This is a genomic window from Brevibacillus massiliensis, from assembly GCF_000311785.1.
GTDB classification, from domain to species: Bacteria; Bacillota; Bacilli; order Brevibacillales; family Brevibacillaceae; genus Brevibacillus_C; species Brevibacillus_C massiliensis.
In genome coordinates this window covers 459383-471393 of record NZ_HE978536.1, presented here as the reverse complement: position 1 = coordinate 471393, position 12011 = coordinate 459383, and the positions used below count along the sequence as shown (strand labels likewise).

Annotated in this window: 9 protein-coding genes and 3 pseudogenes; all 12 read left to right on the top strand. The window is 55.4% G+C overall.

The window, feature by feature from the left end; genetic code table 11:
- Positions 1-65 precede the first annotated feature (65 nt).
- The gene (locus HGBM_RS06170) at positions 66-677 is read left to right on the top strand and encodes a TetR/AcrR family transcriptional regulator (RefSeq protein WP_019120219.1); all 612 of its coding nucleotides are present in this window, start codon (positions 66-68) and stop codon (positions 675-677) included.
- A gap of 24 nt (positions 678-701) precedes the next feature.
- Positions 702-2220, top strand: a pseudogene (gene menE, locus HGBM_RS26755) (o-succinylbenzoate--CoA ligase).
- Complete coding sequence (locus HGBM_RS06160) at positions 2213-2629, top strand: MaoC family dehydratase (protein WP_019120216.1); 417 nt, start codon at positions 2213-2215, stop codon at positions 2627-2629. Before menE ends, HGBM_RS06160 begins: the two are co-directional and overlap by 8 nt.
- A pseudogene (locus HGBM_RS32220) lies at positions 2626-3608 on the top strand (3-oxoacyl-ACP synthase); the annotation flags it as partial. The gene HGBM_RS06160 and the pseudogene HGBM_RS32220, both read left to right, overlap by 4 nt.
- Before the next feature lie 9 nt (positions 3609-3617).
- Positions 3618-4610 carry a substrate-binding domain-containing protein gene (locus HGBM_RS31195; protein WP_315969941.1) on the top strand — a complete coding sequence of 331 codons (993 nt, stop codon included), beginning with the start codon at positions 3618-3620 and terminating at the stop codon, positions 4608-4610.
- A 27-nt stretch (positions 4611-4637) separates the two neighbouring features.
- Positions 4638-5408 (top strand): ABC transporter ATP-binding protein, encoded by a 771-nt coding sequence (locus HGBM_RS06145; protein ID WP_019120213.1) that lies wholly within the window; start codon positions 4638-4640, stop codon positions 5406-5408.
- The gene (locus HGBM_RS06140) at positions 5386-6093 is read left to right on the top strand and encodes an ABC transporter ATP-binding protein (RefSeq protein WP_019120212.1); all 708 of its coding nucleotides are present in this window, start codon (positions 5386-5388) and stop codon (positions 6091-6093) included. Before HGBM_RS06145 ends, HGBM_RS06140 begins: the two co-directional genes overlap by 23 nt.
- Positions 6094-6120: 27 nt before the next feature.
- On the top strand, positions 6121-6981 hold the full coding sequence (locus HGBM_RS06135; protein ID WP_019120211.1) for a branched-chain amino acid ABC transporter permease: 861 nt from the start codon (positions 6121-6123) through the stop codon (positions 6979-6981).
- 40 nt (positions 6982-7021) lie between these two features.
- A pseudogene (locus tag HGBM_RS26740) lies at positions 7022-7971 on the top strand (branched-chain amino acid ABC transporter permease).
- 58 nt (positions 7972-8029) lie between these two features.
- On the top strand, positions 8030-8797 hold the full coding sequence (fadH, locus tag HGBM_RS06125; RefSeq protein WP_019120210.1) for a 2,4-dienoyl-CoA reductase: 768 nt from the start codon (positions 8030-8032) through the stop codon (positions 8795-8797).
- A gap of 441 nt (positions 8798-9238) precedes the next feature.
- Positions 9239-10135, top strand: coding sequence for a hypothetical protein (locus HGBM_RS06120; RefSeq protein WP_019120209.1), 897 nt, complete (start codon positions 9239-9241; stop codon positions 10133-10135).
- A 158-nt stretch (positions 10136-10293) separates the two neighbouring features.
- Positions 10294-11943 (top strand): M20/M25/M40 family metallo-hydrolase, encoded by a 1650-nt coding sequence (locus tag HGBM_RS06115; RefSeq protein WP_019120208.1) that lies wholly within the window; start codon positions 10294-10296, stop codon positions 11941-11943.
- The last annotated feature ends 68 nt before the right edge of the window (positions 11944-12011 follow it).

Below are 12011 nucleotides of genomic sequence, written 5' to 3'. Positions count from 1 at the left end.
TATTAAAAATGACAACTGATTCAGTTTTCAGTTTTGCATTCTTTAGCGATGAAAGGTGATTTGAAATGGCAGAACAGGAAGCAAAAAACGGCCCAAAGACACCGCTTACCAGCAAAGGCGTAAAAACGCGGCAAAAACTGCTTGAGGTGGCCGAGGAAGTGTTCGGCACGAAAGGGTATTTTGCGGCGGGCATTGTCGATATTACCCAGCAGGCAGATATAGCCCAGGGGACTTTCTACAACTACTTCTCATCCAAATACGAAATCTTTGCGGAGCTGATCAAACAGTTAAGCCGGGATTTTCGCAGCCAGATCAGAATGGAGGTAGCGAAGGCAAAAAATCACCGCGAGGCGCAGCAGATTGGTTTCAACGTCTTCTTCAAGTGGGTGAAAAACCACCGCAATTTGTACAGCATCGTGCAGCAAGCCGTGCTGGTGGATGAAAGTTTGTACCGCTCCTACTATGAACGCCTGGCGAAAGGGTACATCAAAGGGCTGGAGGAGGCGATGGGAAAGGGGGAATTCAAAGAACTGCACGCGGAGACAGTCGCCTATTGTCTGATGGGGATCGGCCAGTTTATCGGCATGCGCTGGGTCTACTGGGAAGGGGAAGACGTCCCGGAGCAGGTCTTCGCAGACGCCATGACGCTGGTCTTTGAAGGAATAGCCAAAACGTAAGAAACAATAGCGAGGAGGGAGAAGATGCACGGAATTGCCAGGTGGATTGACAAGCGGGCTGAGATCACGCCGGAAAGAATCGCGCTGATCGGGGAAGAACGCCGACTCTCGTACCTTGAGATGAGCCAGGAGGTAAATCGCTTTGCCCGGCTGCTGGCTGACCGCTATCAATTGAAGCGGGGAGAGCGCGTCGGGATTTTAGCGGCCAACAGCATCGAGTATCTGCTGCTGCTGTTTGCCATTGCCAAGCTGGGCTGCATTGCGGTTGTGTTGAATATTCGCTTGACGCCGCGCGAACTGGAATTTCAGGCGAGCGACAGCGGCATGAGGCTGCTGATTGCCGAAGAGAGCTTTGCCCAAGCGGTGGAGCAGTTCAGCACAAAGGCGGGGGTAGAACGTGTACTCTGGATGGAGCGACTGAAAACCGCGGCCGCCGGCTGCTCGGCTGAACGGCTGGATGATGACTCTGCGGGTGGCGATATTCCGTTTATTATTTGCTATACCTCGGGGACGACCGGGCGCCCGAAAGGCGCCGTATTGACCCAGGCCAATATGTTTTGGAACGCCGTCAACAACTGTCTGGCGATTGACATCACGTCAAATGACCGGGTGCTTACGCTGTTGCCGCTGTTTCACATCGGCGGCATCGGGCTGTTTGCCTTTCCCGCTTTATTTGCCGGCGGGACTGTAGTTGTGCCCAGGCGCTTTGACCCGGAGCAGGCGCTTCGGATGATTGAAGCTCACAAGATCAGCATTGTCATGGGAGTCCCGACGATGCACGACCTTATCCGCAGGAGTCTGAATTTTCATGAAACGGATTTTCGCTCCGTGCGTTGGTTTTACAGCGGCGGAGCGCCGTGTCCCCGCGAATTGATTTCGTTTTACCTGGAGCGCGGCATCACCTTCGGCCAGGGGTACGGCATGACGGAAACGGCGCCAACCGTATTTATGACCTCCCGGGAAGACTGCGCGAAAAAGCCCGGCAGCATCGGCAAACCGGTCATGTTTTGCGACATTCGGATCGTCGATGAGCACGGGCGGGATGTGGCGGCGGGAGAGGTAGGGGAACTGCTCGTCAAGGGAGACAACGTGATGAAGGAATACTGGAACCTGCCGGAAGCGACGGCTGCGGCGATTCGGGAAGGCTGGCTGGCCACCGGCGATTTGGTGACGAGGGATGAGGAGGGATTTGTCACCATTGTCGGGCGAAAAAAAGAGATGGTGATATCGGGCGGAGAAAACATCTATCCGCTGGAAGTCGAACAGGTGATAGCCGAGCTGCCCGCTGTCGCCGAAGTGGCGGTGCTCGACGTCCCCGATCCCAAGTGGGGGGAGGTAGGCTGCCGCGATCGCGGTCAATCCGGGCATGGAACTGGATGAACAGAGAGTCAGACAACACTGTCTGGAGCGCCTCGCCAAATACAAGGTTCCGGCCGCTGTTTATTTTGTAAGCGCTTTACCGAAGAATGCGACAGGCAAGATTGATAAAAACCTGCTGAAGCGGCAGATTACGGAAACGAATGGGGTGGAGCAAAGTGGCTAATTTTTCAGTCGGACAGACAGCTTCCTTCAGCAAGACGATTACGGAAGCCGATGTCGTCCAGTTTGCGGGTTTGAGCGGAGATTTTAACCCGATTCACATCGATGCGGAATATGCAAAAGCGACCAGGTTTGGACAGCGGATCGCCCATGGCTTGCTGACGACGAGCCTCTTGTCGGGACTGCTCGGCACGCATCTGCCAGGACGCGGCTCCGTCTATCTCGGGCAGACCCTGCGCTTTGTCAAACCGGTGTTTATTGGCGACACGATTACGGCGAGCGCCGAGGTTGCTTCTTTTGATGAAGAGAAGCGGATCATGACATTGCAGACAGCATGCCGCAAACAGGATGGCACATTGGTGCTGGAAGGGGAAGCTGTCATGTTGGTGCCGCGAGAGGAGCAGCCGGTATGAGCGGGATTGGGATCAGCCAGACGGGGATTTATTTTCCGCCCCGGGTGGAGACGGCAAAAGATTTGGCAAGGAAAGCGGGAATACCGGAAGAAGTGGTGATCGAAAAGTTTGGCCTGGTACAGAAGCACGTCGCCGATGCGACGCTGCACGCCTCCGACATGGCAGTGCTTGCGGCGAAACCAATCGTGGCAAAGACAGATCCGCTGTCGATCGACGTCCTCATCTACTTTGGCAGCCCGTACAAGGATTATCCGATCTGGTCCTGCGCGGCCAAAATTCAGCATGAGCTGGGGCTGAAAAACGCCTATGCGTTTGAGATCATGAACGTCAGCTCCTGTTTTCCCATCGCGTTAAAAGTGGCGAAGGATATGCTTGTCTCCGATCAGTCCATCTCCAGTATTTTGCTGGTCGGCGGGTGCAAGGAATCGGAGATGATCGACTACCAAAACGCGCGCTCCCGTTTCATGTTCAACTTTGCAGACGGCGGAGCGGCGGCATTGGTCCGGCGCGGAGCAGCCTCGCTTCCAGCATTGTGACAGACGGCTCCTTTCACGATGACGTGAGAGTTCCGGCCGGCGGGTCCAAGCTGCCCGCAAGTGTGGAGACCCTGCGCGAGCGGCTGCACTGCCTTGATGTAAAGGATCCGCAGGATATGAAGCGGCGTCTCGATCCCGTCTCCGTGCCCCATTTTGTCAAAGTGGTAAGAGAGGCTGTCGAGAAGAGCGGCTGCGCGCTCGGCGACATTGACCTGCTCCTGCCGCTGCACACCAAACGTTCGATGTTTCGGGAATTGCTGCAGCAGCTTGGTCTGAAGGAAGAGCAGGCTGTCTACCTGGATCATCACGGACACATGTCTGCTCTCGATCCTTGCGTCGGCCTGCATCTGGCCGAGCAGAGGGGATTGCTCGGGCCAGGCGATCTGGTGGTCGCAGTGAGCGCCGGTACAGGGTATACGTGGGCCGCAACGGTCATTCAATGGGGAGAGAAAGTGGCTGGACGACCGATCCGGTTTATTGTGGAAGATACGGAAACCAAATCAGATGTCGCCGTTAAGAAAGCGACGAAGCTGCTTGAAGATGACAAGGTAGATTTTCTGGTGGGTTCGTCGAGCTCCGGCAATACCTTGGCGGTCGTTCCGTTGGCGGAAGAACACCAGAAGATCCTCGTCGTCGAACCGGCCGCCGCCGACAGCATCACCGGTGCGGATTGGAACAAATACGTCTTCCGGACGGCCCGCAATTCTTCCCAGGATGCGATTGCCGCTGCACTGGCGATTGCCGGGCAGGGGACGAAGATCGCCACGTTGGCCCCCGATTACTCATTTGGCCGCGATGGAGTCGCCGCGTTTAAAGAAGTGGCGCAGGGGCAGGGTGCGGAAATCATCCTGGAAGAGTACGCCGACCCCAACGCGACGGATTTTACCGCCAATCTGCAAAAAGTGATTCAGGCAAAACCTGATTACCTGTACGTCATCTGGTCGGGTGCCAATACTCCCTGGAATCAGATTGCCGCCATGAAGCTGCAGGAGCAGGGCATAAAGGTTTCGACGGGCGTAGCCAACTTTGCCGCGCTCAAAACGATGAATCCGCTCGCCGGCCTGGAAGGCTTTACGCTTTACTATTACGGACTTCCTGCCAACAAGGTAAACGACTGGCTGGTAGAAGAGCACAAAAAACGCTTTCAAGGCGAACCGCCGGACCTCTTTGTTCCCGGCGGCATGACGGTTGCCATCGCCATCGTGGAAGCGCTGAAAAAGACGGACGGGGATACCGGAACCGATGCGCTGATTGCCGCCATGGAGGGCATGTCGTTTGATTCGCCGAAAGGGGCGATGAAGTTCCGGCCTGAGGATCATCAAGCGCTGCAGGAGATGTACGCGATTGTGCTGGAGCAACAAAGCGGATTTGACTATCCCGTTCCGGTTCTAAAAACAGTGCTCACTCCGGAAGAGACCGCTCCTCCCATTCGCAACACCAGGTAGCAAACTCAGTATGAGAGGGTGACGAAGATGCAGCCCGTATTGGAAACGCAGGATCTAACCGTCGAGTTTGGCGGACATACGGCGGTAAACGGGGTTGATTTGCGGGTGATGCCGTTTACGTTCACTTCGATTATCGGGCCGAATGGCGCCGGCAAGACGACCTTGTTCAATCTCTTGAGCGGCCAGCTCCGGCCGACGAGGGGAAAAGTACTGCTTAGGGGGAAAGACGTAACCCGCCTTTCCCCCGCGAAACGAACCAGGCTGGGCCTCGGGCGCTCGTTTCAGATCACCAATGTGTTTCCCTCGCTTACCGTCCTGGAAAATGTGCGCCTTGCGGTTCAGGCGCAGGCCGGCGTCTACTACAACATGTTTGCCCGGCGAAGCAAGCACGCAGCCTTTGAAGAAAAAGCGCGGCAGCTGCTCACGACCGTTCTGCTCGGAGAAAAGCAGGGCTCCCTGGCTAAACATCTGGCCCATGGCGAAAAGCGGAAGCTAGAGCTGGCCATGCTGCTTGCCCTGGAGACAGAAGTGCTCTTGCTGGATGAGCCGACGGCGGGGATGTCGCTGGAAGAAGTTCCCTCCATTTTGGAAGTGATTCGCCGGATCAAAGCGGAAGGAACCCGTACGATTTTGCTGATCGAACACAAGATGGAGATGGTGCTCAGCATCTCTGACCGGCTGCTGGTCCTCTTCAACGGAAAGCTGCTGGCAGAAGATACGCCGGAGAGGATCATGGACAACCAGCTGGTTCAAACCGCTTACCTGGGAGGTCTGTATGACAACGCTGCTTCAAGTTGAACAGATTGAGACGTACATCGGCCAGTACTATATTTTGCAGGGGGTTTCACTGGAAGTTCGCCAAGGGGAGATCACCGTCCTGCTCGGTCGAAACGGAGCGGGCAAAACGACCACCCTGCGCTCCTTGATGGCGCTCAATCCGATTTCCAAAGGCAGGATTACCTACAAGGGGGAGGAAATCCACAACCTCGCGACTTACGAGATCGCTCGCAGGGGGATTGGTTATGTACCGGAAGATCAAGGCGTCTTCCCGGCGCTGACGGTGGAAGAAAACCTGAAGCTGGCGATGCAGAATACAGATGCAGCCACCCTGGAGCGGCGCGACTGGATTCTCAATCTGTTTCCCGATTTGAAAACCTTTTGGAAAAAACAGGCAGGCGTCTTGAGCGGCGGACAAAAACAGATGCTTGCCATCGCCAGGGCGTATGTCAACGACAACGAACTGCTGCTGGTCGATGAACCGAGCAAAGGCTTGGCGCCGATTATGGTGGAAAAAGTGATGCGCTCCCTGGAGGAGATGAAGCAAAAGGTAACGGTGGTGTTGGTCGAGCAAAATTTTTTCATGGCCAGCTCCATCGGCGACCGCTTCTACATCATGGACGACGGCATGACCGTGCTTGACGGGCAGATGAGCGAGCTTGCGGCAGACGAAAGGCTGAGGAAAGAATACCTTGGCATTGCATGACCTTCACTGGGAAGAGGGGGTGTACATGTGGATGTACTGCTGAATTTGACAGTCAACGGCTTGGCTACCGGCTGTCTGATCTTTTTGTTGGCAGCGGGGCTGACGCTCATCTTCGGGTTGATGGATGTGCTTAACTTTTCCCACGGCGCTTTATTTGCCTGGGGAGCGTATACAGGTGCCTGGATCTACACGCAGTCGGGCAGTTTTTTGGCAGGCATCGCCGGTGCGGTTTTGGCGGGAGTGCTGCTCGGCTTTCTGCTGGAGCGGTTTATTGTGCAGCCGGTCTATGGCGACCACATCCAGCAGATTCTGATTACGCTCGGTGTGCTGCTAGTACTGGGGGAGATGTTGAAGGTTTTTTACGGCCCGAACCAGATCAGTGTTGAACCCCCTGACTATTTGGAGCAAAGCTGGGTGGTGAACGGCGTGATTTTGATCAAATACCGGTTGTTCGTCATTGTCATCGGCGTTTTGGTTTTTGCCGGCGTTCAGTACATGTTACAGCATACCCGGCTGGGATTGGTGATCCGGGCTGGCGTGATGAACAGAGAGATGGTGGAGGTTTTGGGGTTCAATATTAAAAAAGTCTTTTTGTCCGTGTTTATGCTGGGAAGCGGGATGGCGGCGCTGGGCGGGGTGCTGTTCGCTCCCTATTCCGGTGTGATCCACGCAGAAATTGCCATGGATTACGGCATTCTCGCCTTTATCGTCGTGGTGATCGGCGGGATGGGCAGTGTTGCGGGCTCTGCGCTTGCGGCGGTGTTGGTCGGCCTGTTGGGAGCTTACATGGCCTATTACGTGCCGAGCGCGGCGCTTGCCGCCAATATGCTGCTGATGGTCGGCATCCTGATGTTCAGACCCCGGGGTCTTTTGGGCGGGAGGGGATAAGGTGGAGAAGACGAATAGGCTGGGCTCCTCTCGTCTCTGGATGGCTTTCTTGACGCTGGCGTTGGTCTGCTTTCCGCTGGTGAGCGATTCGCGAAGCTCCTTGCTCCTGCTCACGCAAATTTTCATCTATGCGGTGTTCGCGATGAGTTATGACATTTTGCTGGGGTACACGGGGATCATCTCCTTCGGGCACGCGATGTACTTTGGCATTGGGGCTTATACGACGGGAATCTTTATGAGCCGATTTGACCACACCGTTCTGTACTTCCTTCTCTCGCTGGCGGTTGTCCTTGTGCTCACAGGGATCGTCAGTTATTTTATCGGAGTGCTCTCCTTGCGGTTAAAAAAGCATTATTACAGCGATGCTCACCCTAGCGTTCGCCGGATTGCTGCTGGTGGCGGCGGAGAAGTGGCGCGGTTTGACGAGAGGAAATGACGGGTTTACCTTCCCCATTCCGGATGTTTTAAGAGATCGGGTCGTGTTTTACTTTGCCGCCCTTGTCTTTATGCTCGGGGCTTTTTACTGCTTGAAACGATTTACCGAATCCCCTGTGGGCAAAGTACTGCAGGCCATCAGGGACAATGAGCAGCGGGCCGAGTCGCTCGGCTATCAGATCCTGCATTACAAAGTGATCGCAAGCATTGTCTCTGGTGTTGCCGCCGGCTTATGCGGCTCGATGTATGCGATCGCGCTGCGATTTGTGAATACGGCTGTTTTTTTCCACAAATGTCACCCTTGATGCCCTGTTGATGACGATTGTCGGCGGAATTGGAACGCTGTACGGCGGGATCATCGGTGCTGCCTTGATCTTGCTGGCCCATGCCGGGCTGACCGATCTGGCGAAGGTACACTGGATCTTTGAGCGGTGGATGATTTTCTTTGGAGCGGTCTACATCCTGGCCGTCATGTTCTTTCCGCAGGGAATCGCCGGCACGATCAGGCAGTGGCGGAGAAGAAGAGGGAAAAGTTTGACTAGTGAAAAAGTTTGAATTGGAATAGTATGATAGAAGGGGGGAAAAAGGAAAACAAAGGTAGGAGGTTGCCGTCATGAAGGAGAAAGTAGTGATCGTCACTGGCGGGAGCAGCGGGATGGGAAAGGCCATGGCCAAGAGGTTTGTACAGGAAGGCGCGCGGGTCGTGATCACCGGGCGATCAGAGGAGCGCTTGCAGCAGGCAAAAACCGAAATCGAGCAGACAGGCGGGGAGGTCTTTTGCTTTCCCATGGACGTACGCGACCCGGCGAAAGCGGAGGAAATGGTCAAGGCGGCAAAAGAGCAGTTTGGCCGCATCGACGCTCTCGTCAATAACGCGGCGGGAAACTTTATCTGCCCGGCTGAAGACCTCTCCGTCAACGGCTGGAATGCGGTGGTCAACATCGTCTTGAACGGCACCTGGTACTGTACCCAAGCGGTCGGCAAGGAGTGGATCGCCAGCGGGCAGCAAGGCAGCATTTTAAACATCCTCGCGACATACGCCTGGACGGCGGGAGCCGGGGTGATCCATTCGGCCAGCGCCAAGGCAGGAGTGCTGGCGATGACGAGAACACTGGCCGTAGAGTGGGGCAGCAAGTACGGCATCAGGGTAAACGCCATCGCTCCCGGGCCCATAGCAGATACAGGAGGCGCGGACCGCTTGTGGCCGACAGAAGAGGCGTACCAGCAGACCGTAAGCAGCGTGCCGGCAAAGCGCTTGGGCAAGCCGGAAGAGGTAGCCCACCTGGCCTGCTTCCTGCTTAGTCCCGGTTCTGAATACATCAACGGGGATTGCATTACCATCGACGGCGGGCAGTGGCTGAACCGCAAGTCTTTTCGTTGATCCCTTCATGAGCCATTTGGCAGCGGCATCGCAAGCGATCCGCTGATTTTTTCTGGTCTTGGACTGATGCAGGCCGCATGTGCATGAGCGGGTACATGCGGTTTATCTCATTTTCGCAGAAGACTCCCACCTCCATAGGCGGTGAGATGAATGCGATTTTTTTTGCTTTGTGGCCAGCGACAGTTTCATCGTGCAAAGAGACGTGTTTTTTGCATGTAGGACCACCCGACCGGTTTTCAAGACTCATTGACTTCTCCCGGGATTATCCTTACGGTTATTCCAGGTGGGCACCGCGACAAAGCGGATGAACAATATTGGACAAGCAAGAGAAGCCGTTGCGACTGTACCCATGTACTTGGAATTCATCGCAAAATAGACGCCACATTGAACTGGAGAAAGTGCTGTCGGTTTACGAGACTACTGTTCAAGGAGTGAGTCGGTATGAAACGGAAATTGGGATTGTCCCTCATGATTGCAGTGATTGCTGTCGTGTCCATGTTTGTCGGGGCCTACGCCTCACCGGTGAAGACCGTACTGAACGGTCAGGATTCTCAAGGGACGTTTACGGAATCAGAACTTCCCGGCGGCGGTTTGCAGCTGCCGAAAAATCAGCGGCTCCACCTGCTGACCGACCAGAAGTGGGTGGAAAAGGAGGGCCACCTGTCTGACTTGATCCGCCTTCAGTGGGTCGGCGACCGGGCCAAGCCGGCGATCGCCTGGGCAGACGAAACCGGCAAGGACAAAGCCGCGATCATTGCCCACGACAAAGCGAATGACCCCAGCCAGCCGGCCCATCAGCACATCTCGATCGAAACGACGATGTCGCCGGCAGGGGAGCATCCGAATGAATTATTCACCCGGTTCGAAATCCCGTTCGACCAAGACGTCGCGGAGATCAATACCCATTCGTCCAACTTCACGGTGAGAAGCGGGGCAGCCCGGGTTACCGGGGAAGACGGGCAAAACAAGGAGTTTCAGATTCAAAAGGAAAATGACACAAAAACCGGTGTCAACCGCTGGGCGATTCGCGGGGATTCCACCCGTGAGACAGGGAACAACGCCGGTACCGATTTTCAGATTGTCCGCTTTGACGACGAGGGAGGAGCGTTAGACGCAGCGCTGTCCATCGTCCGAAGCAATGGGTTTGTCGGGATCAACACGACCGCGCCGGAGCGGCGGCTGGATGTGAACGACAACCGGATTCGCGTACGCTCTTCCTATACGCCGGCATCCTCCACTGCAGAAGGCAAGCAGGGGGATATCGCCTGGGATGAAAACTATCTGTACGTCTGCGTAAAAGACAATACATGGAAAAGAATGCCCTTGTCCTCCTGGTAAGGGGAAGCACAGCTTCACATCGTATGCCGGCGGCATTTGCTGACAGCCGCCTGTCAGCAGATGCCGCCTTTTTTATGAATCGAAAGTTTTGACAAAAGTGCGACGAATGTGAACAATAAAACTATGAAAACAATTTCCCTATAAGGAGTGGCATCTTGATGCTGGCTTGCCGTGAAGAGGTATTGCGATTAACGGATGAACTAGTGAATGTAGAAAGCGTGGTCAATACAGCGGGAGAGATCAGGATGGCCGATCGGCTGCATCAGATCATCGCCTCCTTCCCCTACTTCGGGCAGCATCCCGATCAACTGATCAAGACCCGGACAGTAAACGACGAACGGGAACGGTACAATGTGCTGGCCTTTGTAAAAGGGACGAAGGCGCAAAGCAGCAAAACGGTCATTTTGATGGGACATATGGATACGGTAGGTATTGAGGACTACGCCCACCTGAGGGAGAAGGCCTGTGATCCGCGCCAACTGATGCTGGCGCTTTGCGAAGAACCCCTGCCGCAGCTGGTGAAAGAACATTTGGACTCGGGGGAGTGGCATTTTGGCCGCGGGGTGCTGGATATGAAAAGCGGCGTCGCCAGCCATCTGTACCTGTTGAAATACTACTCCGAACATCCGGAAGAGCTGGCGGGCAACCTCGTGCTGCTGGCCGAATGCGACGAAGAAGACGGCTCCCACGGTGTCTTGTCTGCCTTGAAAGAACTGAAAAAGTGGCGGGAGCAGCACGGCTTCGACTACGTTGCCCTGATCAACTCCGACTTTGTCTCGGCTGACTGCGAAGGGGACGAGAACCGCTACATCTACAAAGGGACAATCGGCAAGCTGCTCCCCTCATTCTTCATCACCGGGGCGGAGACCCATGTCGGCTCCTGCTTTGAAGGGCTGGACCCGAACTTCATCGCGGCAGAGCTGACGCGGAGAATCAGCTACAACCCGGATCTGGTCGACGATGCCCTCGGAGAATTTCCCGCCCCGCCCGTCTCTTTGAAGCAGATGGATCTAAAGCCGTCCTACACGGTCCAGACAGCCTTGGCCGCGTATGTCTACTACAACTTTTTCATCCTCTCCTGGTCGCCGAAGGAGGTGCTGGCGAAGCTGAAGGAGCAGGCGGTAATCGCCTTTGACAGCGCTCTGCAAACGCTGCGCGACCGCTATCGGCAGTACTGTGAACGAAGCGGCGCCGCCATTCGCGAGCTGCCTTGGAAAACGCGCGTCCTGATCTACGAGGAGATGCAGGACATGCTGGTAAAAGAGCACGGGGAAAGGTTTGTCCGGCATATGCAAGCGTTCAAAGCGAAGCTGCTCGAAGACAAGAGCCTGGACACGAGGATGTTTGCCGCCAGGGTGGTGGAAGAAGCGTGGAACTGGATGAGGGACAAGAGCCCCGCGATCATCCTCTTCTACTCCTCTCTCTACTCTCCGCGCGTGGAAGTGACGGGAAAAGACGAGCGGGAACGGCAGCTTTTGGACGCCCTGGAGCAAGCGATCGCCGCGCTTCAGCCGCACTACCGGCATCCGATCGTGGCGAAGAACTTTTTTCCGCACATCAGCGACATGAGTTTTGTCGCCTTGAGCGACGACGAAGAAGGAATCCGTGCGCTGTGTGACAACAACCCGGCATGGGGTACGAAGCACTACGTGGAGTACCAGGACATCCGCGACCTGAACGTTCCGGCGATCAACATCGGACCGTACGGATTTGACGCCCACAAGAAATACGAGCGGATGGAAGTGGCCTATTCGGCGGAGATGGTGCCCAATTTGACCAACGAAGTGATTCGCCGCCTGCTGAAATAAAGCTGTCCGCCCTAAGCCTTCCTCTCTGGAAAAGAGACGGAAGGCATTTTTTTCAAAAAGGAAATGTA